Source organism: Actinoplanes sp. NPDC004185 (assembly GCF_053603475.1).
Window position 1 is genome coordinate 247,335 of the sequence record NZ_JBSGFR010000001.1, and the last position, 25,094, is coordinate 272,428.

Here is a 25,094-nt window from a genome sequence, read left to right on the forward strand (position 1 = left end):
CCCGGGGCTTGTGGCAAGACCCCGTACCTGGCGCAGAATCAGCGGCCGAGTCCGGAATCTGCGCAATCGAGGTGTGAATGAATCCCTTGGCGACCAGCGCCTTCGATCTTCCCGGCCGGCTGGCCCACAAGGCCGACCCGAACCTGATCGCCGCCGACGAGCGGCACTTCGCGGCCATCGCGGAGAGCCTGCGGCAGTCCATCGCCGACCTGTCCGACCGGCTGGAGACCGAGCGGCGGGCCCCCGCGGGCAAGGGCCGGCAGGCGGTGGACCGCGACACCGAGGTCCGGCGGCTGTCCGCACGGCTTCGTGGCTTGCGCCGGTACAGCCTGGACCTGTGCCTCGGGCGCATGGTCGGCGCCGACGACGCCGAGCCGGTGTACGTCGGGCGGTTCGGCCTCACCGACAGCACGGGCCGCCGGCTGCTGCTCGACTGGCGGTCGCCCGCGGCCGAGCCGTTCTTCGGGGCGACCCACGCCAACCCGATGGGGCTGGCCAGCCGCCGCCGCTACCGCTGGACCCGCGGCCGGATCAGCGACTACTGGGACGAGGTGTTCACCCCGGACGGCTTCGAGGGGCACGCCGCGCTGGACGACCAGTCGGCCTTCATCGCCAGCCTGGGCGGCACCCGGTCGGCCCGGATGCGCGACGTGCTCGGCACCATCCAGGCCGACCAGGACGCCATCATCCGCGCCGGTTCCGGCGGCGCTCTCGTCGTCGACGGCGGCCCGGGTACCGGCAAGACCGTCGTGGCTCTGCACCGCACGGCCTACCTGCTCTACGCCGATCCCCGCCTCGGTCACCGCCGTGGTGGCGTCCTGTTCGTCGGCCCGCACCAGCCGTACCTGGCCTACGTCGGCGACGTCCTGCCCAGCCTCGGTGAGGAGGAGGTGCAGATCTGCACCCTGCGCGACCTCGTCACCGAGGGTCCCGCGGCCGCCCCCGAGACGGATCCGGAGGTGGCCCGGCTCAAGTCGTCGGCGCCACTGGTACGGGCGATCGAGGCGGCCGTCCGGTTCTACGAGGAGCCGCCGGCCACCGCCCTGACGGTCGCCACCGGCGAGGCCGACATCCGGCTGAGCGCCGACGACTGGGCCGAGGCGTTCGAGGCGCCCGGACCCGGTACGCCGCACAACGAGGCCCGCGACGAGATCTGGGAGGAGCTGCTCACGATCCTGGTGGGGAAGTACGACGGTGATGAGCCGGAGACCTTCGTCCGGCGGTCGCTCGGGCGGGAACTGCTCGCCGCCTTCAACCGCGCCTGGCCGGTGCTCGAAGCGACCGACCTCGTCGCGGACCTCTGGTCGGTGCCCGCGTACCTGCGCAAGTGCGCGCCCTGGCTCACCCCGGAGGAGATTCGCAAGCTCCGTCGCGACGCCGGTCAGCCGTGGACGGTCTCCGACCTGCCGTTGCTGGACGCGGCCCGGCGGCGGCTCGGCGACCCCGAGGCCTCCCGGCGCAACCGCCGGCACGACGCCACCCTCGCCGTCGAACGCGAACGCATGTCCGCGGTCGTCGACGAGCTGATCCACGCCCACACCTACGACGACGGAGAGGGAGTGCTGTCCAGCCTGCGCCAGCTCGACCTTCAGGACGCGCTGGTCGACGAGACCGCGGTGCCCGCCGCCGAACCCGACCGGCTGGCCGGCCCGTTCGCACACATCGTCGTGGACGAGGCCCAGGAGCTGACCGACGCGGAGTGGCAGATGCTCCTGCAGCGCTGCCCGTCCCGCAGCTTCACCATCGTCGGGGACCGGGCCCAGGCCCGGCACGGCTTCACGGAGTCCTGGCCGGAACGGCTCGAGCGGGTCGGGCTCGACCGGATCACCATCTCCTCGCTGACCGTGAACTACCGGACGCCGGAAGAGGTCATGGCCGAGGCCGAGCCGGTCATCCGGGCCGCGCTGCCCGACGCCAACGTGCCGACCTCCATCCGCAGCAGCGGCGTCCCCGTCCGGCACGGATCCGCGGCGGAGCTGTCGTCCATCGTGGACACCTGGCTCGCCGCGCACGCCGAGGGGATCGCCTGCGTCATCAGCGCCGATGGCACCGCCGTCCCGGCCACGCCCCGGATCCGGCCGCTGACCCCGGAGCTGTCCAAGGGTCTCGAGTTCGACCTGGTCGTCCTCATCGACCCGGAGGACTTCGGCCCGGGCATCGAGGGCGCGGTCGACCGGTACGTCGCGATGACCCGCGCCACCCGGCAACTCGTCATTCTCACCACCACCGAGGGAGCCCGATGACCTCAGTCACCACTCCGCCCACCACCCGGATGTCGCCCCGGGAGGTCGTCCAGGCGCTGTCCGGCCTCATGCTCGGCCTCTTCGTGTCCATCCTGGCCTCCACCATCGTGTCCAACGCGCTGCCGCGGATCATCGCCGACCTGGGTGGCTCCCAGTCCGTCTACACCTGGATCGTCACCACCGAGCTGCTGGCCATGACGGCGACCGTGCCGCTGTGGGGCAAGCTGGCCGACCTCTACAGCAAGAAGCTGCTGATCCAGCTCTCCCTCGGCCTGTTCGTCGCGGGCTCGCTGATCGCCGGGCTCACCCCCGACGTCGGCATCCTCATCGTCAGCCGGGTCGTGCAGGGCATCGGCGCGGGCGGCATGGGCGCGCTCGCGATGATCGTGATGGCCGCGATGATCCCGCCGCGCGAGCTGGGCCGCTACTCGGGCCTGTTCGGCGCGGTGTTCGGCGTCGCCACCATCGCCGGGCCGCTGATCGGCGGGCTGCTGGTGGACACGTCCTGGCTGGGCTGGCGCTGGTGCTTCCTGATCGGCGTACCGTTCTCGCTGGCCGCCATCGTGCTGCTGCAGAAGACGCTGCACCTGCCGCGGACGCCGCGCCGAGCGGTCTCGATCGACTGGCTCGGCGCGACCCTGATCACCGCGGGCGTGTGCGACCTGCTGATCTGGTCGACGCTGGCCGGCCACCACTTCGCCTGGGGCTCCTGGCCGACCGTAGTGTTCGTCGCCGCCGGGCTCCTGCTGCTCGCGCTCGCCGTCCGGGTGGAATCGCGGGCCAAGGAGCCGATCATCCCGCTCGGCATCTTCCGCCGCACGGTGTCCCTGGCCATCCTGGCCAGCACGCTGGTCGGCGTGGCCATGTTCGGCGGCACGGTGTTCCTGTCGCAGTACTTCCAGATCTCGCTCGGCAAGAGCCCGACGGTCGCCGGGCTGATGAGCCTGCCGCTCATCTTCGGCCTGCTGGTGTCGTCCACCGTGGCCGGCCAGCTGATCACCAGGTACGGCCGATGGAAGCCGTACCTGGTCGCGGGGTCGATGGTGATGACCGCCGGCATGGTGCTGCTGAGCACGATCGACGCCCGCACCAGCGTGCCGATGCTCGCGCTGTACATGGCCGTGCTGGGGGCCGGCGTCGGCATGCTGATGCAGAACCTGGTGCTGGCGGCGCAGAACGACGTGCCGGCCCAGGAGCTCGGAGCGACCACGTCCGCGCTGACGTTCTTCCGCAGCATGGGCGGCGCGATCGGGGTCAGCGCCCTGGGCGCGGTGCTGGCCTCCCGGGTGACCACGATGCTGGCCGAGCGCTTCGGCCCGCCGGCCACCGGTGGCACAGCGAAGGTGCCCGACCTGGCCGCCCTGCCACCGCAGGTGCTGACCGTCGTCCGCGAGGTCTACGGCGAGGCCACGGCCCGCCTGTTCCTGATCGGCGCCCCGATCGCCGCGCTGGCCGTGCTCGCCGTCCTGTTCATCAAGGAGAAGCCGCTGCACACGCTGAGCGGCGACGAGCGCCGGGCCCAGGAGGAGGCCGCGGCGGGCGCGCCGCTGACCTGACCCGCTCGCTCAGAGCTGCTCCGGCTCGACGATCAGGACCACCTTGCCGCGGCCGTGCCCGGCCTGCACGGCCGCGTGCGCCGCGGCGACCTCGGTCAACGGGTACGCCCGCAGCGGCATCGTCAGCACCCCCCGTCCGGCCAGCGCCACCACCTCGGCGAGCCGGACGGGGGAGCGGGGCGCCCGCACCACCGGGGTGCCGAACTCGGCGGCGGCCTTGTCGTCGGCGATGGTGCCGATCCGGTCCCGGGGCACACCGAGGGCCACCGACGCGGCGACGGCCCCGCGCCCGGCCGCGTCCAGGGCCACCGTCACCGGTCCGGCGGCGAGCGTCCGGACCGCCTCGACCAGGCCGTCGCCGTACGCGACCGGAACGGCGCCCAGCTCCCGCAGGTAGTCGTGGTTGGCCGGGCCGGCCGTGCCGATCACGGTGGCGCCGGCCAACCGGGCCAGTTGCACGGCCACCGTGCCCACCGAGCCTGCCGCCGCGTGCACCAGCAGCACGTCGCCCGCGGTGACGCCCAGCTGGGTCAGCGCACCGGAGGCGGTCTGGCCGGCCGCCACCAGCGCGGCGGCCGCCGGGAAGGACAGCTGCGCCGGTTTCACGACCAGATCCGCGGCCGGCACGACCACGTGGGTCGCCTGACCGTTCATCATCGTGGAACCCAGCACCGCCGTACCCGGGACGGGGCCGGTGACACCGTCGCCGAGCAGGTCGACCACCCCCGAGAACTCCTGGCCGACCTGATGCGGGAAGTGCCCCGGCCCCCGTCTCATCCACCCCTCGCGCACGGCGACGTCGAAGGGCTGCACGCCGGCCGCCCGTACCCGGACCCGCGCCTCGCCCGGACCCGGCACCGGATCGGGCAGCTCAGCCACCCGCAACACCTCGGGCGGGCCGTACCGGTCGAACACCGCTGCTCTCATCCGGCCACCCTGCAAGCTGAAGCCGGGTTGAGGTCAAGCGCCGCACCGAGGGGCCGGGCGACGCGACCGGGACGGTGCTGCTCGGCTGGGCCCGTCCGGCCGGCTTCACCCGGCCGCGATCGACGCCGACCTGGCCCATCGGCCGGAACCGGCGGACGCCAGGTCACGATCCGGCCCTCGCCCGGGACCCGGCGGACCGGCATCGCTACCGTTGGCGGGTGTCTGAGATCCCCTGGTGGGCGTTACCCCTGGTCGCCGTCGTGTTCGCGCTGGCCGGGGCCGGTGTGACCCTGCTCGTGTCGGCCCGCGACGAGTACGCCCGCAGCCGCGCCAAGCGCACCAAACGGTGGTACGCCGAGCGCAAGGAGGCCTACATAGCCCTGCTGACGGAGTTCGAACGGGCGACCTACCGGCTGCGCGCCGCGTACGACGGCGGACAGCCCCCGCCCGGGCCGTTCACCTACGTCGACGCCGTCGGACCCGCCCTCATGCAGGTGCGGTTGCTGGCGTCGGGGCAGGTCCGCAGCGCCGCGCTGGCCGTGCACCTGCTGATCGAGAAGCTGTACGGCGAACGCCCCACGCCGCCACCGGGCGTCGACCCGCAGAAGTCGGTCCGGGAGATGCTCGGGCACGTGCCGCTGGTGATGCAGCAGTTCGAGGCGGCGGTCCGTGAGGAGCTCGGCATCGAGGCCACCCCGCCCCCGCCGCCGGTGGAGCCGCCGTCGCGGGGACTGCGCTCGTACATCCGGCGCGACGCGACGCCGGCGGAGTCCCGCGTCACTGGTTGATCTTCCCTGGCCCGGGGAGTATGGAGACAGCGACGGATCCTGGGGAGGCTCCATGTCGGACAAGTCGGTCACCGAGGCGGTTGTCGGGAGCGGGGTCGTGGCCGTGCTGCGCGCGCCCACCGCGGATGCCTTCGCCGCGGTCAGCGATGTGCTCGTCGAGGCCGGCATCACCGCCCTCGAAGTGACCCTCACCTCCCGCGGCGCCCTCGAAGCGATCGCCGGGCTGCGCCGCCAGCTGCCGGCCTCGGTCGCGGTGGGGGCCGGGACAGTGCTCTCTCTCGACGACGCCAAGGCAGCCGTGGACGCGGGCGCCGCCTTCCTGGTGTCCCCGGTCTGGGTGGCCGCGCTCGACGGTTTCCCGGTGCCGGTCTATCCGGGGGCGTTCACCCCCACCGAGATCTTCAACGCCAGCCGGGGCGGGGCGCCGCTGGTCAAGCTCTTCCCGGCCGGGGCGGTCGGGCCCCGCTTCCTCAAGGACCTGCGGGGGCCGCTGCCCGACGTACGGATCATGCCGACCGGGGGGATCGAGATCGCCGACATCGCCACCTGGCTGACCGCCGGGGCCTCGGCGGTCGGGCTCGGTGGTCCGCTGATCGGGGACGCGGCCACCGGTGGCAGTTTGGCCCAGCTGGCGGTGCGCGCCCGGCGGGCCGTCGACGCGGTCGCGTTCGCCCGCTCATGAGCGCCGGTCCGGTCGACGACGACGGCCCGGTCGCGCCCGGCGGTGGCTTGCTCACGCTCGGGGAGACCATGGGGCTGGTCGCCGCTGAGGGGGTCGGGCTGCTGGAGCATGCGCGCGGCTTCCGGTTCGGCATCGGCGGCGCGGAGAGCAACGTGGCGATCGGCGTGGCCCGCCTCGGCGGCCGGGCCACCTGGGTGGGCCGGATCGGCCCCGACGCGACCGGCGACCTGATCGAGCGCCGCCTGCGCGCCGAGGGCGTGCACACCGTGGCGATCCGCGACCAGGCCTACACCGGCCTGATGGTCAGGCACCGTCGCACGGGCGCGCTGACGACCGTCGACTACCACCGCGCCGGCAGCGCGGGCTCCCGGCTCGGTCCGGCCGATGTGCCCGTCGACCTCCTGCGGTCGGCCGGGATCCTGCACGTCACCGGCATCACCCCGGCGCTGAGCGACACGGCCCGGGCAGCGGTGTTCCAGTCGGTCGAGACGGCCCGCGCGGCCGGGGTGACGGTGTCGCTCGACATCAACTACCGGGCCAAGATCTGGTCCCGGTACGACGCCGCGCCCGTCCTGCGCGACCTGGTCTCGCGGGCGGACGTGGTCTTCGCGGGACCGGACGAAGCGGCCCTGGTGCTGGGCGGGAGCGAGGCGGTGGCCGAAGGGCTGGCGGCGCTCGGTCCCGGCGAGGTGGTGATCAAGGACGGTCCGCGCGGCTGCACCGGGTTGATCGAGGGCGAGCGGTTGACGCTGCAGGCCCTCGACGTGACGGTGGTGGACCCGGTGGGGGCGGGGGACGCGTTCGTCGCGGGATATCTGGCCGACCGGCTCGCCGGGGCGGCTCCGGCCCAGCGGCTGGCCACGGCTGTGGCGGTGGGCGGGTTCGCGGTCACCGTCCCGGGGGATTGCGAGGGGCTGCCCTCCCGGGCTGACCTGACCGCTCTGCTCTCGGCCACCGACGACGTGGCGCGGTAGCCGGGCCGGATCTCCCGGCCCGGCGTCCCAGCGGTCAGTTGAAGAGGGCGAAGCGTTCCCGCCCCGCGCCCCCGATCCGCGTGAAGGCCCCACCAGCGGCAATACGATGCCGCGGCGGGTAAGTGGTCAGCACGTGCGTCCCGATCGTGCCGTTGGCCCGCGGGTTCCATCCGGTCAGCCGCCCCCGCCCGTCCAGCGCGGCCAGCTTCACCCGCGCCGTGTAGCCCCCGAGGCAGCCGAGCTGACGCACCGTGCTGGTCCGCCGGCAGGCCCGGTCGAAGTGCCCGCCGACGTAGGCGGTCCCGCCCATGACCGCGATCGTGTGCACGTCGCCGTCGAAGAGGTGGGTCCAGCGGATCGCCCCGGAGGACGAGTATCCGACGGCCCGGCCGCCCGGTCCGCCGGTCGCCGTGTACACCCCGCGGGCGTCCGCGGCCACGTCCATCACGTTCGCCGGTGCGTGCGGCCGGAAGCCGCTCACCAGCGACCCGGTGGCCGGATGCACGGCCGCGAGCCGGTCCGCCGAGCGGGAGCCGTTGACCTGGTGGAACTCCCCACCGAGGTAGACCCGGCCGCGGGTGACCGCCAGCGACCGGACCCGGCCGCCGGTGCTCGGCCGCCACGACCGGTCCAGGGCGCCGCTGCTGTGCGAGAAGGCGGCGACGTTGCGCCGGGCGACCCCGTCGACGGTGGAGAAGCGGCCGCCGATGTACACGCGCCCGTTGCCGATCGCGAGCGTGGCCACCTCACCGGTCACGCGGTGGGCGAAGCGGGTGGGCCGGCCGGTGGAGGCGTCGATCCGGGCGACTGCGTCGCGGCTCTGCCCGGAGATGGTGTCGAAGTCACCGGCGGCGTAGACCGCCGGGCCGGCGACCGCGAGGGCGCGGACGGTGCCGTCCGCGGCGGGCTGCCAGCGCAGAACCGCACCGGTACGGGCATCGAGCGCTGCCAGCCGCCGGCGTTCGAAGCTGCGACCCCGGTAGGTGACCGCGGTGAACGACCCTCCGACGTAGACGACGTCGCCTCGGAACGCGATCGCCCACACTGTGCCGTTGAACGAGGGAGCCGCCTGGGCGCGGGCACCGACGGCGGCCGCTGGTGTCGCCGTCGGGACAGCGCCGCCGACGGACGCGCAGACCAGTGCCAGGAAGACCGACAACTTTCGCATACCGTGATCAACTGCGTGGGACGCAGAAAGTGTCGGCCGGGGGAACCGGCGTACCTCCGGCACCGTCGCAGGAAAGGGTGAAGACGCGGCGCGGAGGTGCGCGATGGGTCGTTGTGGTGTGTCGTTCGTGGTGGCGGCAATGCTTCTCGGTACGGTCGCCGGATGTGGGGGCCGGCAAGGCGCCCCCGGGAAGCCCGAGGTCGAACCGGCCTGGATCTCCTGCGCGGCGGCGGGCGCGGACTCTTCCGGTCCCGCGTCGGGCGGGAGCGACCTCGCGGCACTGCCCCCGCTCGACGACAGCTTCCAGCCGGTGGCCGCGGTGGTGTGCCGATCGGCGCCGCTGCGCCGGGCCGACGGTGGCGAGGACCTGACCGCCTCGGAGAGCCGCGCCGACGACGTGACGGCGCTGGTCGCCGCGTTGCGACTGCCGGACGAGCCGCTGTCCGGGGGCGCCTGCACCCTTGAGCTGTACCTTCCGCCGTTCTTCGCCCTGCTCGACGCGCAGGGCCGCTGGGTGCGGCCCGGCGTCCCCCACGACAGCTGCGGCAAGGTCCGCTCCGAGGTTCGCGAAGCCCTCGGCGGGCTGCGGCTGACGCCGGTCTCGTCCCGGCCGATCCGGGAGATCGAGTCCTCGGAGGCGGCGGCGGCCGGCTGCACCCAGCGGTGGGCGGACATGGTCTGGGTGTCGGCGCAGTGGGGGACCAAGGGTGAGCCGGCCGTCGTTCCCGCGGGCTTCGACGGCCCGGTGCGGGTCCGGCTCTGCGCCTACCGGGTGCCGGCCGATCAGCGGGGCACCGGCAAGCCGGCCGGTGAGTTCGCCTCGGGTCGCTACCTCGGCGAGCAGCAGTGGGCCGCCGTCCGGAAAGAGGTCGAGGCCGCCGCGCCCGCACCCGCGTGCACCAGCCCGGCCGGCGAGTTCGTCGTGCTGCACCTGGGGTCCGGGCAGATCTATGTGGAGCGGGACGGCTGCCATCGGCTGCTGGCCCAGGCGGCGGACGGACGTGACACCATCCGGCAGGCCTCACCGGCGCTGCTCGCATCCGTCGCCGGTTGACGCTCAGGCCAGTCCGCCGCCCGCGTGGATGTTCTGGCCGGTGATCCAGCGGCCGTCCGGGCCGGCCAGGAACGCGACCACGTCGGCGATGTCCGCCGGCTGACCGAGCCGGCCCAGCGGCGTCATCGCCGCCGCCGTCTCCAGCGACTGGGCGCTGTTGGTCGAGCGCAGCAGCTCGGTGTCCGTGGCCCCCGGGGAGACCGTGTTGACCGTGATGCCCCGGGCGCCCAGCTCCCGGGACGCCACCGCGCTGAACTGCTCCACCGCGCCCTTGCTGCCCACGTAGAGGCTGCCGCCCGGGGCGGGGGACGTCGTGTTCAGGGTGGAGATGGTGATGATGCGGCCGTTGTCGCGCATGTGCTGGGCCGCGTACCGGATGGCCTGGAATGTCGCCTTGGCGTTGACCGCGAAAATGCGGTCGTAGTCCGCGTCGCGCACCTCGGCGATCGGCGTCGGTGCGAAGCTCGCCGCCGCGTTGGCGACCAGGATGTCCAGGTGATCGGCGCATTCCAGCAGCTCGCGGACCGCCCCGGGCTCGGCCAGGTCGGCGCGGAAGCCGCGCGCCGAACCGACCGCGTCCTCGACCGCCTTGGCCTCGTCGTCGCGGTTGCGGTACCCGAAGATCACCGTGGCGCCGTCGCGCGCCAGCCGTTCGACGATCGCCCGGCCGATGCCCCGGGAGCCGCCCGTCACCACTGCCGTCTTTCCCGCCAAGGGCCCTGTCATGCCTGCCGACCTTACCGGCCGGACCAGGTCCTGGACCGGTCCGGCGTGACCGGATCGTTCCGGTGGCGGTCGGTTCAGTGCCTTACCGCAGGGCCGTCCCGGCCGCCACGATGGCAGCATGACCAACGCACTCGTCGTGATCGACGTCCAGGAGTCCTTCCGGGTCCGCCCGCTGTGGCAGGCCGTCTCCAACCCCGCCGTCGTGGAGCGGGTCGGTGTCCTCGTCGACGCCGCCCGCGCGGCCGGCGACCTCGTCGTCTGGGTGCTGCACGCCGAACCGGGCACCGGCGGCGAGTTCGACCCGGCTCGCGGGCACGTGCGGGTCATGGCCGGGCTCGAGCCGGCGCCCGGCGAGCCGATCATCACCAAGACCTCGCACAACGCGTTCACCACCACCAATCTGCAGCAGGTCCTCACCGAGCGCGGGATCCGCGACCTGACGGTCTGCGGGATCCGGACCGAGCAGTGCGTCGAGACCACGGCGCGGGTCGGCGCCGATCTGGGGTACGCCGTCACCTTCGTCACGGACGCAACGGCGACGTTCCCGATCCCGCACCGGGACGCCCCGGCCGGCCAGACCGTCGCCGAGCTGCTGGCCGACCCGCGTACGCTGGCCGCCGGGGACGTGGTGACCCGCACCGAGTACGCGCTGGCCGGCCGGTTCGCCACCGTCCGGACCGTCGCCGAGCTGACCGGGAGCTTGACCGGATCGTGAACCAGGTGGTCTTCGTCCTCGTGCCGCGGCTGCACCTGCTGGACCTGGCCGGTGCCGCCCAGGTCTTCTCGACCGCGGCGGACCACGGGCACCCCTACCGGCTGACCTACGTCGCCGAGCAGCCCGACGTGCCCACGCACCAGGGGATCACCCTGCGCGCCGAGCTGAGCTGGCCCGAGCTCGGCCCGGGCGACCTGGTGGTGGTGCCCGGCTGGCGCGCGGAGAGGCTGGCCGGCACCGGGCTGCTGAGCGAGGAGACGCTGGGCCGGGTCGCCGCCCACCACGCGGCGGGCGGCACGGTGGCCAGCGTCTGCGCCGGGGCCGACGCGCTGGGCCGGGCCGGGCTGCTCGACGGCCGGCGCTGCACCACCCACCACGACGTGCAGGACGACCTGGCCCGCCGCTATCCGGCGGCGACGGTGGTCCGCGACGTGCTCTACGTCTCCGACGACCGGGTGGTGACCTCGGCGGGCATCGCCAGTGGCATCGATCTGGCGCTGCACCTGGTGGCGGTGCGGCACGGCCCGGCGGTGGCCGCGCAGGTGGCCCGGCAGATGGTGGTCTACGCCCGGCGCAACGGGGACCAGCAGCAGGCCAGTGCGATGCTGCGGCACCGGGCCCATCTCAGCGACGCGGTGCACCGGGTGCAGGACCGGATCGACGAGCGCTTCGCCGAGCCGCTGCCGCTGGCCGAGCTGGCCCGTTCGGCCGGGGTCAGCGAGCGCACGCTGACCCGGCGCTTCGAGGCCGCGACCGGCCGCACGCCGCTGCGCTACCAGCAGCTGCTGCGGGTCGAGCGGGCCGAATACCTGATCGGGCACGGTGCGACCGTCGAGGCGGCCGCCCACGCGGTCGGCTTCGTGGACGCCCGCATGCTGCGCCGCCTCCGCGCCCGGTCCGCCTGACAGCAGGTCGACCTGAGCCGGCTTCAGAGGGCCGGGTGGCCGAAGAGTCCCGGCAGGCCGCCGCTGTGCAGGAAGACGACCTTGCCGTCCGGCGGGCTGGCCCGCAGCCCGGCCAGGGCCCGCCCGGTGTAGGTCGGGTCGAGGAAGAGGCCCTCCGTGCGCGCGGCCAGGCTCAGCGCCTCCTGGACCGGACGGGTCAGCGCCGCGTAACCGGCGCCCACGTGCGAGTGGTCGATCTGCAACTCGTCGGGCTTCACCGGCACTCCCATGGCGTCGAGCAGTGCGGCGACGGTGCCGCGCGCGTCCGGCAGCGCCCCGGTGTCCACGCCGAAGACCCGGCCCGGGCCCAGCTCGGCCACCAGCCCGGCCATCGTGCCGCCCGAGCCGACCGCCACCACCACGGTGCTCAGATCCGGCAGCTGCGCGGTCAGCTCGCGGGCACAGTCCACATAGCCCAGCGCGGAGAACGCCGACGTGCCGCCGAACGGGATGACGAAGCCCTGCTGCGCGGCCGCCACCTCGTCGAGCGGGGCGTCGCCGGCCCACACGATGCGCGCGCCGGCCAGCTGGTCCAGGATCAGGTTGCCGCGTACGGCCGGCGGCTCGTCCCCGCGCAGCACCAGCACGCACTGCAGTCCCAGCCGGGCGGCGGCCGCGGCCGTCAGCCGGGCGTGGTTGGACTGCGGCGCACCGGTGGTGACCAAGGTCGTCGCCCCTGCCTGCAAGGCCTGGGCGCAGGTGTACTGCAGCTTGCGCACCTTGTTGCCACCGCCGCCGAGGCCGGTCAGGTCGTCGCGTTTGAGCCACAGCTCGTCCAGCCCGAGGGCGGTGCCGAGCCGGGGGGCCGGCTCGAGCGGGGTCGGCCAGGTGCCCAGGGCGATCGGCGTGATGTCCACCCGGGAAGTCTAGGATCCCCGGCGTGAATCCGCGTGGTGTCCTGCTCGACCTCGACGGCACGCTCGTCGACCACGAGGGCGCCGCGGCCGCCGGTCTGCGCGGCTGGTTGCCGAGCCTCGGCCTGGTGGCGACGGACGAGGCGATCGTCCGCTGGGCCGCCGTGCAGGAGCCGCACCTCGCGGCCTGGCGCGACGGCCGGATCACCTTCGCCGAGCAGCGCCGCCGCCGGGTCCGCGACTTCCTGGGTACGCGGGGCAGCGACGCCGAGCTGGACGAGATCTTCGCGGGTTACCTGACCCACTATGAGAGCGCCTGGTGCGCCTACGACGACGTGGCCGACGCCCTGACCGCCCTCGCCGCCGCCGGCCTGCCCACCGCCGTGCTGACCAACGGCTCCCGCGGCCAGCAGCTCAGGAAGCTGGGCCGGACCGGCCTGGGCGACCGGGTCGGGCCGGTCTTCACGGTCGACGACCTCGGGGTGGCCAAGCCGCACCCGGAGGCGTTCCGCCGGGCCTGCGCGCGCTGGGGGTTCCCGCCGGGCGAGGTGCTCAGCGTCGGCGACGACCACGCGCTGGACGTGCTCGGGGCCCGCGCGGCCGGGCTGTCCGCCGTCCATCTGGACCGCCACGGCCGCGGCCCGGCCGGTGAGACGCACCGGATCACCTCGCTGCGCGAGCTGCCGGCCCACCTCAGCGCAGGCTGAAGACCGGACCCCGGGCCGGGAACGGCAGCCGGGCGTCGCGCGGCATCAGGTACGCGTGGGTCCGCCGGATCCGCAGCACGTCGCAGTGCCCGTCGGTGATCACCAGCAGCGGGCCGGCCGGCGGGATGTCCGGGGCCCGCTCCAGCAGATCGATGCCCGGCTGCAGGACCGTGCCGCCGCGTCCGCGGACCCGTACCCGGCCGGCGATCTCGTGCACCGGCAGATAGCCGGCGTCGTAGGCGGCCGCGTCGCAGAAGACCACCCGGGCCGCGGGCACGTCGCGGGCGGCGGCGTACGACGCGATCGCGCCCAGGGCCTTGCCCATCAGCTCGTGGCTCATCGACCCGGAGGTGTCCAGCAGCACCCCGAACGTGTGCCGCCGCACGACCTCCTCCGGCAGGTGTCGGCCCGGCCGCGGGATGCCCGGTGCGGCCGCCTGCCGCCGCGACGGCCGCGCGTACGTCCGCTGCCGCTCCGGGCCGGGGACGTGCTCGTCGAACCAGCGGGCCAGCTGCACGTCCCAGGGCGGCGGCGGCTGCTCCAGCACCCGGATCTCCTCGGCCAGCCCGGTGGGCAGCAGGCCGCGCCCGTCCCGCTGGTGGTACCGGTAGCCGGTGAGCAGTGCCCGCCGGTAGAAGTCGTCCAGGTCCACGCCCCCGGAACGTGAACCACGCCAGGGCAGCGGCTCACCCAGCATGTCGCCGAGGCCCCGGCCCCGCAGCGTTGCCAGCTTGCGCAGGCGGCGCAGGTCGGTGGCGATCCGGTCGTACACCTCCTCGGCGGAGGCCCCGCTCAGCGCGGGGTCGAGCAGCAGGCCGTCGGGCAGCTCGCCGACGCCCATCTCGACGAGCCAGCCGTTGACCACGTAGTCGCAGGCGACGTTCCACAGGTACGGGTCCCGCGGCCCGACCCGGTCGGCGTGCCGCAGAGCGACGTGCAGCATCTCGTGGGCCAGCACGAACCGCCACTGCGCCTCGCTCAGCTCACGCAGCGGGTTGACGTAAACCTCGCCGGCCGCGCTCGACACCGCCGCGACGGTGATGTCCCAGCCCCGGGCCAGGTCGGCGTCGGCGACCAGGGTGAACCCGGCAGCCAGCCCGCCCAGCAGCGGGTACGAGCCGACGAACCAGCTCAGGGCCCGCTCCCACGGCTTGCGCGGGGCCCGCGGATCGGTCAGCGAGGTCCGGGCGCCACCGGCCACGTCGACCGCGGCGGTCGCAGCGGCGGACAGGCCCAGGGCGAAGCGGTCCGGCCAGGCCGGCTCGTGGCCGGGCGCGACCGGATCCGCCGACACCACCAGGTCCGGGGCGCCCGCGCCGCAGCCGGCGAACTCCATCGGTACGCCGTCCAGCCGCCACTGGCGCACCAGCACGGCCTCGTCGGCCTTGGGCAGCGTGACCGGGAACAGCTCCGGCTCGCGGCCCAGCTTCACCGCCCGCTGGAACCGGGTCACCGCCATACAGGCCGCGTCGCGGAACGCCGCGTCGTGGCCGTGCCGCGGGTCCAGGTGGCCGAAGCCGAGGTGCAGCAGGCAGCGCGCCAGCACCCAGGTCCACTGTGCCTGGTCGAGGCGCCGGCCGCGGTTGGCCCGGATCCGTCCGTCGGCCGACACCTCGGCGTACCCCAGGTCCGAGCTGTCCACCAGCTCCGCGCCGGCGCTGGGCCGCGGCCACGCGTTCGCCGTCAGCGGCCGGAACATCGGGTGCGCCGACAGCTCCTGCCACGCCGCCGCGAAGGCGAGCGCATTGGGGTCCTGAAGGGTCTGCTTGCCCATCTCAGGCGCGGGCTGCGACCAGGCGCGGCAGGTCGCGGCTCACCTCGACCAGGAACCAGGCGGGCAGCACCGGGGCGCCGTCGGCGTCGGCGGCGATCACCAGCCGGCCGCACTCGAGGGACAGCTCGGCCAGCTCCACCAGCAGACCCTTGGCCCGGTGGGCGAAACGGCGTACCGCCGCGGGCGCCTTGTCCTTGTCGGCCGGCAGGTCCTTGACCAGCCGGGCCCGGAAGGTCTCGGCGAGGAAGTAGAGCAGGTCCCGGTCGTCGCTGCCCTGCGGCCAGCCCGCGTCGCCGCGCAGGATGGCCTCCAGGCCGTACCGGTGCCGCACGACCTTGAGGTAACCGCAGAAGGCCGCCGCGTGCGCGGGGCTCAGCGTGCCGGCCGCCAGCAGCCGCAGCGTCTCCTCGGCGATGTCGTCGCCGTAGGAGCGCAGCGCGTCGCTGAGCATGTGCCAGCTGCGCGGGGTGGAGAAGACCTCCTCCGTCTTGGGTGGCGCGGCCCACAGGTGGTCCGGGCGCTCGTCCAGGTACGCCAGGATCCACGGGTGGATGCCGGCCCCCAGCGCCCAGTTGAGCCAGTCGGTGTGCGAGGCCCGCAGGTGGACGTGGACCAGCCGGTTGATCAGCGCCGAGGCCATCGGCCGGGCCAGCGCGTTGTCGCCGGACCGGTTGCCGGCCCCGATCACGATCGAGCCGGCCGGCCGGCAGCTCGTACCCGCCGATCCGGCGATCCAGGATCAGCGAGTAGAACGCCTTCTGCACTTCCGGGCTGGACGAGTTGAGCTCGTCCAGGAACAGGCAGTACGGCTCGTCGCGGGCGATCGACTCCGGCGGCGCGAAGCGGCTGCGGCCGTCACGCAGCTCGGGCACGCCGATCAGGTCCTCGGCGGCGAGCTGGGTGCCGACCAGCGTGACGCAGTCCAGCCCGAGCGACTCGGCGAACGCGCGCACCAGCGAGCTCTTGCCGATGCCCGGCGCGCCCCCACACGAAGACCGGCCGCACGACCGCCACGTGCAGCAGCAGGTCGGGCAGCTGGGCCGGGGTCACCGTGACAGCGGAATGCACGCCGGGAAGTGTGCTCCGCCGCCCGCCGCGGGCGCACGCGAATAAACGATCAGCGCGCCCGCGGCGGTGGCGGTCACTTCAGGTAGACGATGCCGTCCGTGGTGACCTTCGGACGGCCCGCGGTGCCGGCCACGACGATCTTCACGGTGTGCTTCTTGGCGCTGGTCCAGGACCTGGTCCAGACAGCCTGGCGGTACGTGTTCTTGCTCGCCCGCAGGTCGATCGTGCTGACCTTCTTGCCGTCGAGGTAGACGTACGCCTTGCCCGCCGTCTTGCCCTTCATCGCCAGCAGCGCCACCGAGCGGCCGGTGAAGCTCCAGCTCAGCGAGGCCTTCTTGGTGGAACTGGCCAGCGCCGCCTTGCCGAGGTGCGCGCTGCCCGACGCCTTGGCCCACTTGCCGGAGCGGGCGGCCTTGGTCTCGGCCACCAGCACGGGCGTGCGGGTCACCGGGGCGGAGGCCACGTTGGCCGCGAGGTCGGTGGCCTGCAGCCGCCAGGTGGTCGCGGTGCCGGGCCGGGCCGTGGTGTTCCAGCTGCGGGCGCTGGTGGCGAAGGTGGTGCGGCCGGGCGCGGTGAGCTGCACGGCGGAAAGCCCGACGGAGTCGGCCGCCTGCCACGTGAGGGTCACCGGTGCGGCGGTGGCGTTGACCGTGCCGGTGCGCAGGACCACGTCCGGCCGAACGGGGAACGTGGGCTTGGTGAGGTCGGCGATGACCGTGTGGGTGTCGCTGACCGACGTCGGGCCGTCGACCCGGTTCAGCCGCACCTGCACGGTGTGCCGGCCGGCGGCCAGCTTCACGGTGGCGGAGCGCGCCGAGGCGGTGGCGCTGCCGGCCGTGCGGCCGTCGACGAGCACGTCGAAGCCGGCGATCTCACCACCGGGCGTGCTGACCGACCAGGAGACCGTAAGGCTGTCACGGACCACGCCCTTGCGGCCGCTGAGCCTGGTGATCTTCAGCCCGGAGAGCACCCCGGCGGTCTCGGTGCGCACCGCGGGCAGCTTGCCGTAGAGGGTGTTGCCGGGACACTCGGTCGCCTGCACGTCACGGTGCCCGGCGATCCGGCCCATGGTGACCCTGTCGCCGACCTTGACCTTGTCGTTGCTGCCCTGCGCGGTGGTGGTGAACTGACCGAGCGGGTCGTGACCGTAGCGGCCGAGCTTGAACGCCGCCAGCTGCGCGATCTTGGTGGTGACCGGGGCCGGCACGGCGGTGGTGCCGTAGTCACCGAGGACAGCCACGGCGGCGTAGTTGGTGTTGAACGGCGGCGTGTGCGCCCCGACGACCGGCTTGTCCACGCCACCCTTGCGGCCCTCGTAGAGCGTGCCGCACTTGTCGACGAGGAAGTTGTATTCCATGTCGTTGAGGCCCTTGCCCGTCACCGCGTACGTGTAGATGCTGCGGATGACCTTGCCGGCGTCCGCGCACGTGTAGTCGTTGGACCTGCTGCCGCTCTGCGCGGTGTGGTGCACGAAGAGGGCGTTGATCGTGGTGCCGTACACCGGGGCGTCCTTGACCAGCGTCTCGTCGGCGTTCCAGCCCTTGCGGCTCACGTAGGCCGGCATCGCGCTCTGCGCCGGGACGGTGGGCACCGGGGTGGCGGCCGTCGTCGTGGGCGGGGTAGTCGTCGGCGCCGAGGTGGCGGTACTGCTCGAGCTCTCCCCGGAGGGCTGCGCCGCCGGCTGCGTGGGCTCGGGCTCCGGGTCGGGCACCGGCTCGGTGGCGGGCGGGTCGGCCGGGGTGGACTCCTCGGGGTCGGCGAGCGGCATCCCGCCGCCCTGGCCGCCGCTGGTCGCGGGACCGGGATCGACCAGGGTGAGCCGCAGGCCCGCGGGCAGCCGGCCCGAGACGCGCCCGGCGGGGGAGACGACCTTCACCTCGACGCCGTTCGAGGCTCCGACCCACAGGCCGGTGCTGCCGCCGCGGGTGCGGCCGGCCACCAGGTCCGGGTCGCCGGCCGCGACCGCCTGCTCCAGATCGAGGCTCTGCCAGGCGGACCAGTCGCCGGAGGCGGCCGACCGGGTGCGTACGGCGGCGTCACCCTGGAACGAGAGCAGGGCGTCCGTCCAGGTCACGCCGAGCAGGCTGAACCGGGAAACGGTGCGCCGGGCCAGCCGCAGGGTCTCCCGTCCGTGCTCGATCGTCGGCTTGCCGTCCAGCTCCAGCGACTGCGTGGTGACCGGCGGCGGTGGCGGACCGGAGGGCAGCGGTGCGGCAGCGGCCTCGGCCGCGGTCGCGCCGAGCGGTGCTGCGGCCGGGTCGGCCGACGATCGGGTCAGCACGACCCCGGTCACTGTGAGTGCTGTAGCCGTGACTGCCGCGGCGGCCCCCGTCACCATTCGTGACCTGCTGATCCTCACGCCCGAAGCCCCCGTGTCCTTGCGGCGACCACGATCGAGGTCACCGGCGGAAGCGCCACCATACCGGTCCGCGGGCCGGCTGTGTGTCCGTCCACAGTGGGTGGACGGACAGGGTCAACGGCGGCGTCCGGCGAACCGCTGCACGAGCAGAGTCAGCACGCCGGCCGTGACGATCGCGGCGACGTTGATGACCAGTTGCAGCGCCGAGCCGGCCGCCTCGTTCGTCACGCCGTAGGCGAGCGCCACCGCGACGTTCGCGGCCGCCGGCACGGTGGTCACCGAGATCAGCACCCCGACCAGGGTGCCGGCCTTCGCCGAGGTCAGCGACAACATCCCGGCCACCCCGGCGAGGAAGCCGACCACCCAGCTCAGCGCGTCCGGCTGCCAGATGAACTCGGTCAGCGGGCGATCGTCGAGCAGCATGCCCTTGTTGACCAGGTCCAGCGCGGTCAGCACCCAGGTGGTCACGACGGTGACCACCATGCCGACGGAGAAGCCGACCCCCAGGGCCAGCAGCGCCCGGCGGACCAGCCGGGGCCGGCGGCGCACCAGGCCGACACAGAGCGCGGCCAGCGGCCCGAACTCGGGGCCCACGACCATCGCCCCGACGATGAGGATCGGCAGGTCGAGCAGCACGCCGATGCCGGCGATCACGGTCGCCACGATCATGAAGGTCAGGAACGCGCCGGACAGCTCCGACTCGGCCGCGGTGGCGTGCTCCACCTCCTCCCAGACCACGGCGTCCACGCCCAGCCCGGGCACCCGCCGCTCGGCCCGGTCGGCGGCCGCCGACAGCGTGGTGTCGACCTTCTCCAGCATGATCGAGCCGTCCCGCTCGACGCCCAGCTCGCGCAGCCGTTCGATGATCGCGCTGGCGCCCTCCCGGACGACATCGCAGAAGAGCAGGTCACCGACCGGTTCGACGGCCGCGCCGGGCAGCACGACGACGTGGGTGACGGCGTCGTTGCCGGTCAGCAGGTCCTGGACGGCGGCCCTGCGGTCGGCCGGGACGATGATCCTCAAGTGCAGCACGCGGTCATCAAACCACCGGTCAGGAGTGGATCGGCCCCACGGTGCCGGTGAGCCGCCCGCCGGTGCCGTGCCAGCGCACGGCGACGATCTCGGCCGCGATGCTCACCGCGGTCTCCTCCGGGGTGCGGGCGCCCAGATCGAGCCCGATCGGCGAGGCCAGCCGGGCGATCGCGGCCGGGTCCAGCCCGGTCTCGCGCAGCCGCTCGAGCCGGTCGTCGTGGGTGCGGCGGGAGCCCATCGCCCCCACGTACGCCACCGGCAGCTCGAGCGCCACCTCCAGCACCGGCACGTCGAACTTCGGGTCGTGGGTCAGTACGCACAGCACGGTGCGCGGGTCGATCCGCCCGGCCGCGGCCTCGGCCGCCAGGTAGCGGTGCGGCCAGTCGACGACGACCTCGTCGGCCTCGGGGAAGCGCCGGGCGGTGGCGAAGACCGGCCGGGCGTCGCAGACGGTCACCCGATAGCCGAGGAACGCGCCGATCCGGGCCACCGCGGCGGCATGGTCGGTGGCCCCGAACACGATCATGCGGGCGGCCGGCGCGAACGAGGTGACCAGCACGGTGAGCCCGGTGCCGCGGCGCTCGCCGGCCGGGCCGTAGTGCAGCAGGCCGGTGCGTCCGGCGGCGAGCAGCCCCCGGCCGTCGTCGGTGGCGGCGTCGTCCAGCCGGTCGCCGCCCAGCGAACCGTGCCGGGTGTCGCCGGTGACGACCAGGTGCCGGCCCAGCGCCTCCGGCGGGCCCTCGACACACGTGAGCAGGGCGACCGGTCGGTCGGCGGCGACCGCCTCCGCGAGCACGGGCAGCTCGGGGAAGCCCGCGCGCTCGACGAAGAGCTCGATCGTGCCGCCGCAGGGCAGCCCGACCTCGAACGCGTCGTCGTCGCTGACGCCGTACCGCACGGTCCGCGGGGTGCCGGACCCGGCAACCTCGCGGCACAGCTCGTAGACCGCGCCTTCGACGCAGCCGCCGGAGACGCTGCCCACGGCGGTGCCGTCGGCGCCGACGAGCATCGCCGCGCCGGGCTGCCGGGGTGCGCTCGACCAGGTGGCGGTGACGGTGGCCAGCCCGGCGGGCTCACCCGCGCGCCACCAGCTGAGCAGGTCGTCCAGGACGTCACGCATCTCCCGCCTCCGGTACGTCGAGATCGGTGTCGTCGGCGAGGTGGCCGACCGGGACGACGCGGACCTGGCCGGCGTGCGCGCGCAGGTAGTCCCGGGCGCCGCGGTCGCCGGTGGCACTGCGCGCGACCCCGGCCCAGTGCTCGCGGCCGAGCAGCACCGGGTGGGACCGGCGCTCGCCGTAGCCGCCCATCACCAGGGCGTCCGGGGTGGCGCCGGCGGCGATGGCGCGTACCGCTGCAGCTGTGACGCCGGGCATGTCGACCAGCAGGACCACCGCCGCGCCGGCCCGTCCGGCGGCGAGCGCGGCCAGGCCGGTGCACAACGACGAGGCCATGCCGCTCGCCCAGTCCGGATTCTCGACATAGCTCAGGGTGGGCGCGACGGTACGGACCTGGGCCGCCTGCGCACCGATCACGATCACCGGCTCGGCCACGCCGGCCGCCCGCAGGGTGCCGGCCGCGCGCTCCACGAGCAGGTTGCCCCGGTGCGCCACCAATGCCTTGGGCATCCCGTAGCGGCGACCGGCGCCCGCGGCGAGGACCAGACCGGCGATCTCCATCGCCAGAGCCTAGCCCGGTGACGGGATCCCGACTGAGAGCGAGCAGCAACCGCCGGCCGGCCCCTAGGCTCGGCGGATGAAGGTAGCCATCGTCGGTGCCGGGCCCACCGGCCTGTACGCCGCGACCGCCCTGGCCCGCCGCGGTCACGAGGTCACCGTCGTGGACCGCGACCCCGGTCCGGCCCCCGGCGGCGACTGGCCGCGCAAAGGCGTCATGCAGTTCCACCACCCGCACGGGCTGCGCCGGCAGATCCTCACGGCCCTCGAGGCCGAGCTGCCCGAGGTGTGCGACGCGCTGCTGGCCGCCGGCGCCGAGCTGAGCATCGTGCCCGCCGAGGGATCCCGGCCCGAGATGGTGGTCGGGATGGCCTGCCGCCGGGAAGTCTTCGAGCTGGTGTTGCGGAGGACCGCGGCGGCCGAGCCCGGCGTGACGGTGCGGTGCGGGCACGTCGAGGATGTGCTGCGCTCCCGCGGACATGCGGCGGGACTGCGCGTCGACGGGGCCGAGGTGGCCGCCGACCTGGTGCTGGACGCCTCCGGCCGGGCCGGGCGGATCGGCGACGACCTGCGCGCCCCCGGCACCGGCGGGGACTGCGGACTGTCCTATGTCTCGCGGCAGTACGAGCTGCTGCCGGGCGCCGCGCCGGGCCCGGTCAACGCTCCGGTCGGCCTGATCTCCCGCATGCCGGGCTACTTATTCGCCGTGTTCCTGCAGGACAACCGCACCCTGAGCACCACGTTCGCCCGGCTCAGCACCGATCGGGAGCTGGCCGGCCTGCGGGTCACCGAGGCGTTCGAGGCGGCCGCGCGCGCGGTGCCCGGGTTCGCGGAATGGACCGACCCGGCCCGCACCCGGCCGATCACCGCCGTCCTGCCCGGCGGTCACCTGCACAACGCCTACCGGGGCCAGCTCGACCAGGACGGCCGGGTGGCGCTGCCCGGGCTCATCCACGTCGGCGACGCCGTCTGCACCACCAACCCGGTCGCCGGCCGCGGCATTACGACCTCCCTGCTGCAGGCCCAGAACCTGGTTTCCTTGATCGGCGGTCCCCGCCCCGGCGCCGACCTCGAGACAGTGACGCTGGAGTTCGACCAGTGGTGCACCGAGCAGATCAAGCCCTGGTTCGACGACCACCTGAGCTGGGACGCCGAGCAGATCCGCCAGTGGGCGGGCGCGGACATCGACCTGTCCCGGCCGCTGGCCTCCGGCTACATCGTCGAGGCGGCTCAGGCGGACCCGTCGCTGATGCGCTGGGTCGGGCCGTACCTGTCGATGCAGGCCCTGCCCGCGACGCTGGCCGCGGCCGAACCGCGGGCCCGGGAGATCTATGCGGGCGGCTGGCGCGCCCCGCTGCCGGCCGGCCCCAGCCGGGACGACCTGGTGTCGCTGATCAGCCGCGTGGCGGTCTAGACAGAGCGGCCGGCAGGCCGCGGACGGCGGCCAGCCCGAGCACCGTACGAGGCTGGTAGGCGACCCGCCACAGCCCGCCGTGCGCCGCACCGATGGCCTCGTCGGTCCAGGTGTTCGCGGCCGCGGGCCGTGGCTTGCGGAGCTGATGCACCAGCAGCGCCGCCATCAGGCGGTTGCTGGTCGCCGGTTCGAAGATCTCCGCGCCGAACACGTGGGCGCCCGCGTAGGCCGCGGCGAGCAGCCGGTTGCTCAGCACCGACCGCGTCCGGGTCGGCGGGGCGACCGAGAAGCTCACCGTCGTGCCGTCGTGCCGGGCCACCGACGCCCGCCACCGCTGGACGCGTTTGGCCAGCGCGTAGTTCGGGCCCTGCTGGGGCACCAGGCTGTCGGCGATGCCGGGGTCGGCGCCGGGCGGGTAGTTCGGCTGGAGCAGCCGGCCGCCGGACACCGCGGCGAGCGCCTTGGCCGCCGCCGGCCGGTCCCGGAACCGCGCCGCGGCCTGCGCGACGGCGCCGGCCGGCACCGCGAAGGCATCCGTCGGCGTGGCCAGAAAAGCCAGGGCGGTGCCGGGCCGCTGCCGGCGCACCTGCTCGGTCAGCGCGTCGACGGCCGCGGAGAGCCGGGGGTACGCCGCCCCGGGCGCATACACATAGTTGCCGAGCACCAGCCGGCCCTCGAAGCCGAGCAGCCACTGCGCCGCCGCCGGCAGCCCGGTCAGCAGATCCACGCCCGCACCCTCGATCGTGGCGCCCGGCGCGATCAGCGTGCCCGCGCTCTGCCGGGCGGTGGCCGCCACCCGTTCCCAGACCCGCGGCCGGGGCAGGTCGACGCCGATCACCGTGCCACCCCAGGCCAGTACGGCCGGCAGCGGTCCCATCTCGGCGCCGGCGCCCAGCACCACCAGCCGCTGATCGGACAGGTCCAGCCAGTCCGGTTCGGCAGCCACCTCGCGGACCGCCTCGGCGCACGACTCCTCGATCGTGCCCGCCCGCACCCAGTCGTCGAGCCGGCGCAGCAGAGCGTCCCCGCGCAGCAGCTCACCCCGGTACGGCAGGATCAGCTCCTGCTCGGGCTTGCCCTCACCGTGGATCGTGACGGTGTCCAGCGGTTCGGCGGCGACGGAGAAAGCCTCGTCGAGCGGGATCTCGTCCGCGCCGCTGGTCACCCGCATCCGGCTGTGCACCGACTCCAGCCCGGCCCGCGCGATGTCGTAGCCGCCGTCCAGCCCGGCCTCGACCAGGGCCCGGAAGTGCCGCAGGTAGCCCGTACGCCAGTCGCTCTCCCGCTCGGCCGCGGCGGCCGCCGCCGGATCCGCCACCCGCAGAGCGTCCGCGACCACCGCCCGGCCCAGCGCCGAACCGCTGCGCCGGCCGTCCGCGGCGCGGGGAAACACGACCTCGTTCACGCGGACAGTATGGCGACCTCCTACCCAGGGAGGAGAAGGCCTCCGACCACCGGCCGCGGGACGGGCCCGTGGATGGGCGAAACCACGCGCCGGCACCGAAAGCATCAAGGGCATGACAAACGTGCTGCGCTGGCACCGCCCGCTGATGATCTTCGCCGCCACGATGGCCGTCCTGGCCCTCGTCGCGGCGGTCGGCACCTTCGCCGACCCGCGCGTCCTGACCGGCGCGCCGATCTGGCTCAAGCCGTTCAAGTTCGCGGTGTCCTTCGTCCTCTACACCGCCACCCTGGCCTGGATGCTCTCCCTGCTCCCGCGGCGCAGCCGCCTCGCCGAACGGGCGGCCACCGTGGTGGTCGCCATGTCCGTGGCCGAGATGGTCGTGATCGTGACCCAGGTGCTGCGCGGGCAGACCAGTCACTACAACGAGACCTCCGCGCTGAACTCCGCACTCTGGCAGGTCATGGGCACCGCGATCATGGTGCTGTTCATCGCGCACTTCGTGATCGGTGCCGTGGTGCTCCGGCAGCGGATCGCCGACCGGGTGTCCGCGCACGCCGTCCGCTGGGGCCTGGGACTGTCCCTGCTCGGCCTGGTGGCGGCGATCCCGATGGTGCAGCCCGCCCAGATGGGGCACAGTGTCGGCGTGAGCGACGGCGGACCGGGACTGCCGGTGGTCGGCTGGAGCACCACCGGCGGCGACCTGCGGATCGGCCACTTCGTCGGGCTGCACGCGTTGCAGGCGCTGCCGCTGCTCGCCCTGCTGCTCGGCAACCGGCTCGACGAGCTCGCCCGGATCCGGCTGCTGGCGGTCGGCGGCGTCGCGTACGGCATCCTCACCGCCCTGCTGACCTGGCAGGCCCTGCGCGGCCAGCCGCTGCTGCAGCCCGACGCCCCGACCCTGACCGCCTGGGCCGCCCTGGCCGCCGCGACCGCGACCGCCACGGTCGCCGTGGTGGCGCGTCGCCGGCAACCGGCTCTGGAGCTGGCGGCATGACCGCCTGCACCGAGCGGCACCTGGCCGCGGCGGG

At 74.2% G+C, this 25,094-nt stretch carries 22 protein-coding genes and 1 pseudogene; 11 read left to right on the forward strand and 12 right to left on the reverse strand.

Annotated elements, in window-relative coordinates:
* Nucleotides 1–77: 77 nt before the first annotated feature.
* Complete coding sequence (gene helR / locus ACWEOZ_RS01080; RefSeq protein WP_451908733.1) at nt 78–2,243, forward strand: RNA polymerase recycling motor ATPase HelR; 2,166 nt, start codon at nt 78–80, stop codon at nt 2,241–2,243.
* Nucleotides 2,240–3,799 carry an MDR family MFS transporter gene (locus tag ACWEOZ_RS01085; protein WP_451908734.1) on the forward strand — a complete coding sequence of 520 codons (1,560 nt, stop codon included), beginning with the start codon at nt 2,240–2,242 and terminating at the stop codon, nt 3,797–3,799. The genes helR and ACWEOZ_RS01085 overlap by 4 nt, the downstream gene beginning before the upstream one ends.
* A gap of 9 nt (nt 3,800–3,808) precedes the next feature.
* On the opposite strand, the gene ACWEOZ_RS01090 is transcribed toward ACWEOZ_RS01085, so the two are convergent.
* Nucleotides 3,809–4,726: an NADP-dependent oxidoreductase gene (locus ACWEOZ_RS01090; RefSeq protein WP_451908735.1), complete on the reverse strand. Its 918-nt coding sequence runs from the start codon at nt 4,724–4,726 to the stop codon at nt 3,809–3,811.
* A gap of 218 nt (nt 4,727–4,944) precedes the next feature.
* On the opposite strand from ACWEOZ_RS01090, the gene ACWEOZ_RS01095 reads away from it, so the two are divergent.
* Genes ACWEOZ_RS01095 through ACWEOZ_RS01105 form a run of 3 tightly spaced genes read left to right on the forward strand, consistent with a single transcriptional unit; the run spans nt 4,945 to nt 7,170 of the window.
* Nucleotides 4,945–5,514 (forward strand): hypothetical protein, encoded by a 570-nt coding sequence (locus ACWEOZ_RS01095; protein WP_451908736.1) that lies wholly within the window; start codon nt 4,945–4,947, stop codon nt 5,512–5,514.
* A 52-nt stretch (nt 5,515–5,566) separates the two neighbouring features.
* A complete protein-coding gene (locus ACWEOZ_RS01100; RefSeq protein WP_451908737.1) occupies nt 5,567–6,196 on the forward strand; it encodes a bifunctional 4-hydroxy-2-oxoglutarate aldolase/2-dehydro-3-deoxy-phosphogluconate aldolase in 630 nt (209 codons plus the stop codon).
* Nucleotides 6,193–7,170, forward strand: a complete 978-nt coding sequence (locus ACWEOZ_RS01105; RefSeq protein WP_451908738.1) for a sugar kinase — start codon at nt 6,193–6,195, stop codon at nt 7,168–7,170. The genes ACWEOZ_RS01100 and ACWEOZ_RS01105 overlap by 4 nt, the downstream gene beginning before the upstream one ends.
* 34 nt (nt 7,171–7,204) lie before the next feature.
* On the opposite strand, the gene ACWEOZ_RS01110 is transcribed toward ACWEOZ_RS01105, so the two are convergent.
* Nucleotides 7,205–8,338, reverse strand: a complete 1,134-nt coding sequence (locus ACWEOZ_RS01110; protein ID WP_451908739.1) for a hypothetical protein — start codon at nt 8,336–8,338, stop codon at nt 7,205–7,207.
* A gap of 139 nt (nt 8,339–8,477) precedes the next feature.
* On the opposite strand from ACWEOZ_RS01110, the gene ACWEOZ_RS01115 reads away from it, so the two are divergent.
* The gene (locus tag ACWEOZ_RS01115) at nt 8,478–9,392 is read left to right on the forward strand and encodes a hypothetical protein (RefSeq protein ID WP_451908740.1); all 915 of its coding nucleotides are present in this window, start codon (nt 8,478–8,480) and stop codon (nt 9,390–9,392) included.
* A gap of 3 nt (nt 9,393–9,395) precedes the next feature.
* Here ACWEOZ_RS01115 and ACWEOZ_RS01120 read toward each other — a convergent pair whose 3' ends face one another.
* Nucleotides 9,396–10,118: an SDR family oxidoreductase gene (locus ACWEOZ_RS01120; protein ID WP_451908741.1), complete on the reverse strand. Its 723-nt coding sequence runs from the start codon at nt 10,116–10,118 to the stop codon at nt 9,396–9,398.
* Between the two features lie 118 nt (nt 10,119–10,236).
* On the opposite strand from ACWEOZ_RS01120, the gene ACWEOZ_RS01125 reads away from it, so the two are divergent.
* Nucleotides 10,237–10,833 (forward strand): cysteine hydrolase family protein, encoded by a 597-nt coding sequence (locus tag ACWEOZ_RS01125; RefSeq protein WP_451908742.1) that lies wholly within the window; start codon nt 10,237–10,239, stop codon nt 10,831–10,833.
* Complete coding sequence (locus tag ACWEOZ_RS01130) at nt 10,830–11,738, forward strand: GlxA family transcriptional regulator (RefSeq protein WP_451908743.1); 909 nt, start codon at nt 10,830–10,832, stop codon at nt 11,736–11,738. Before ACWEOZ_RS01125 ends, ACWEOZ_RS01130 begins: the two co-directional genes overlap by 4 nt.
* A gap of 23 nt (nt 11,739–11,761) precedes the next feature.
* Here ACWEOZ_RS01130 and ACWEOZ_RS01135 read toward each other — a convergent pair whose 3' ends face one another.
* The gene (locus tag ACWEOZ_RS01135; RefSeq protein ID WP_451908744.1) at nt 11,762–12,634 is read right to left on the reverse strand and encodes a pyridoxal-phosphate dependent enzyme; all 873 of its coding nucleotides are present in this window, start codon (nt 12,632–12,634) and stop codon (nt 11,762–11,764) included.
* A gap of 23 nt (nt 12,635–12,657) precedes the next feature.
* Between ACWEOZ_RS01135 and ACWEOZ_RS01140 the strand changes: the two genes are divergently transcribed.
* A complete protein-coding gene (locus tag ACWEOZ_RS01140; protein ID WP_451908745.1) occupies nt 12,658–13,338 on the forward strand; it encodes an HAD family hydrolase in 681 nt (226 codons plus the stop codon).
* On the opposite strand, the gene ACWEOZ_RS01145 is transcribed toward ACWEOZ_RS01140, so the two are convergent.
* From ACWEOZ_RS01145 to ACWEOZ_RS01175, 7 genes and pseudogenes are all read right to left on the reverse strand, one after another.
* Nucleotides 13,325–15,112 (reverse strand): vWA domain-containing protein, encoded by a 1,788-nt coding sequence (locus ACWEOZ_RS01145; protein WP_451908746.1) that lies wholly within the window; start codon nt 15,110–15,112, stop codon nt 13,325–13,327. The two genes, ACWEOZ_RS01140 and ACWEOZ_RS01145, sit on opposite strands and share 14 nt — an antisense overlap.
* 1 nt (nt 15,113) lies before the next feature.
* Complete coding sequence (locus ACWEOZ_RS01150) at nt 15,114–15,800, reverse strand: hypothetical protein (protein ID WP_451908747.1); 687 nt, start codon at nt 15,798–15,800, stop codon at nt 15,114–15,116.
* Between the two features lie 94 nt (nt 15,801–15,894).
* A pseudogene (locus ACWEOZ_RS01155) lies at nt 15,895–16,065 on the reverse strand (MoxR family ATPase); the annotation flags it as partial.
* A 188-nt stretch (nt 16,066–16,253) separates the two neighbouring features.
* The gene (locus ACWEOZ_RS01160; RefSeq protein ID WP_451908748.1) at nt 16,254–18,473 is read right to left on the reverse strand and encodes an N-acetylmuramoyl-L-alanine amidase; all 2,220 of its coding nucleotides are present in this window, start codon (nt 18,471–18,473) and stop codon (nt 16,254–16,256) included.
* Nucleotides 18,474–18,653: 180 nt separating this feature from the next.
* Nucleotides 18,654–19,571 (reverse strand): DUF389 domain-containing protein, encoded by a 918-nt coding sequence (locus ACWEOZ_RS01165; RefSeq protein ID WP_451908749.1) that lies wholly within the window; start codon nt 19,569–19,571, stop codon nt 18,654–18,656.
* Nucleotides 19,572–19,590: 19 nt separating this feature from the next.
* Complete coding sequence (locus ACWEOZ_RS01170; protein ID WP_451908750.1) at nt 19,591–20,691, reverse strand: XdhC family protein; 1,101 nt, start codon at nt 20,689–20,691, stop codon at nt 19,591–19,593.
* Nucleotides 20,684–21,250: a nucleotidyltransferase family protein gene (locus ACWEOZ_RS01175; RefSeq protein ID WP_451908751.1), complete on the reverse strand. Its 567-nt coding sequence runs from the start codon at nt 21,248–21,250 to the stop codon at nt 20,684–20,686. The genes ACWEOZ_RS01170 and ACWEOZ_RS01175 overlap by 8 nt, the downstream gene beginning before the upstream one ends.
* A 76-nt stretch (nt 21,251–21,326) precedes the next feature.
* On the opposite strand from ACWEOZ_RS01175, the gene ACWEOZ_RS01180 reads away from it, so the two are divergent.
* Nucleotides 21,327–22,661 (forward strand): FAD-dependent oxidoreductase, encoded by a 1,335-nt coding sequence (locus ACWEOZ_RS01180; protein ID WP_451908752.1) that lies wholly within the window; start codon nt 21,327–21,329, stop codon nt 22,659–22,661.
* Here the strand turns inward: ACWEOZ_RS01180 and ACWEOZ_RS01185 are convergent.
* The gene (locus ACWEOZ_RS01185) at nt 22,642–24,066 is read right to left on the reverse strand and encodes a hypothetical protein (RefSeq protein ID WP_451908753.1); all 1,425 of its coding nucleotides are present in this window, start codon (nt 24,064–24,066) and stop codon (nt 22,642–22,644) included. The genes ACWEOZ_RS01180 and ACWEOZ_RS01185 overlap by 20 nt on opposite strands.
* Nucleotides 24,067–24,178: 112 nt before the next feature.
* Between ACWEOZ_RS01185 and ACWEOZ_RS01190 the strand changes: the two genes are divergently transcribed.
* Nucleotides 24,179–25,060: a hypothetical protein gene (locus ACWEOZ_RS01190; protein WP_451908754.1), complete on the forward strand. Its 882-nt coding sequence runs from the start codon at nt 24,179–24,181 to the stop codon at nt 25,058–25,060.
* The last annotated feature ends 34 nt before the right edge of the window (nt 25,061–25,094 follow it).

Coding starts and splice junctions, on each gene's coding strand:
- ACWEOZ_RS01105 (WP_451908738.1), top strand. CDS start 6,193: ATGAGCGCCGGTCCGGTCGACGACGACGGCCCGGTCGCGCCCGGCGGT.
- ACWEOZ_RS01170 (WP_451908750.1), bottom strand. CDS start 20,691: ATGCGTGACGTCCTGGACGACCTGCTCAGCTGGTGGCGCGCGGGTGAG.
- ACWEOZ_RS01190 (WP_451908754.1), top strand. CDS start 24,179: ATGACAAACGTGCTGCGCTGGCACCGCCCGCTGATGATCTTCGCCGCC.
- ACWEOZ_RS01090 (WP_451908735.1), bottom strand. CDS start 4,726: ATGAGAGCAGCGGTGTTCGACCGGTACGGCCCGCCCGAGGTGTTGCGG.
- ACWEOZ_RS01145 (WP_451908746.1), bottom strand. CDS start 15,112: ATGGGCAAGCAGACCCTTCAGGACCCCAATGCGCTCGCCTTCGCGGCG.
- ACWEOZ_RS01100 (WP_451908737.1), top strand. CDS start 5,567: ATGTCGGACAAGTCGGTCACCGAGGCGGTTGTCGGGAGCGGGGTCGTG.
- ACWEOZ_RS01120 (WP_451908741.1), bottom strand. CDS start 10,118: ATGACAGGGCCCTTGGCGGGAAAGACGGCAGTGGTGACGGGCGGCTCC.
- ACWEOZ_RS01180 (WP_451908752.1), top strand. CDS start 21,327: ATGAAGGTAGCCATCGTCGGTGCCGGGCCCACCGGCCTGTACGCCGCG.
- ACWEOZ_RS01085 (WP_451908734.1), top strand. CDS start 2,240: ATGACCTCAGTCACCACTCCGCCCACCACCCGGATGTCGCCCCGGGAG.
- ACWEOZ_RS01125 (WP_451908742.1), top strand. CDS start 10,237: ATGACCAACGCACTCGTCGTGATCGACGTCCAGGAGTCCTTCCGGGTC.
- ACWEOZ_RS01175 (WP_451908751.1), bottom strand. CDS start 21,250: ATGGAGATCGCCGGTCTGGTCCTCGCCGCGGGCGCCGGTCGCCGCTAC.
- helR (WP_451908733.1), top strand. CDS start 78: ATGAATCCCTTGGCGACCAGCGCCTTCGATCTTCCCGGCCGGCTGGCC.
- ACWEOZ_RS01110 (WP_451908739.1), bottom strand. CDS start 8,338: ATGCGAAAGTTGTCGGTCTTCCTGGCACTGGTCTGCGCGTCCGTCGGC.
- ACWEOZ_RS01115 (WP_451908740.1), top strand. CDS start 8,478: ATGCTTCTCGGTACGGTCGCCGGATGTGGGGGCCGGCAAGGCGCCCCC.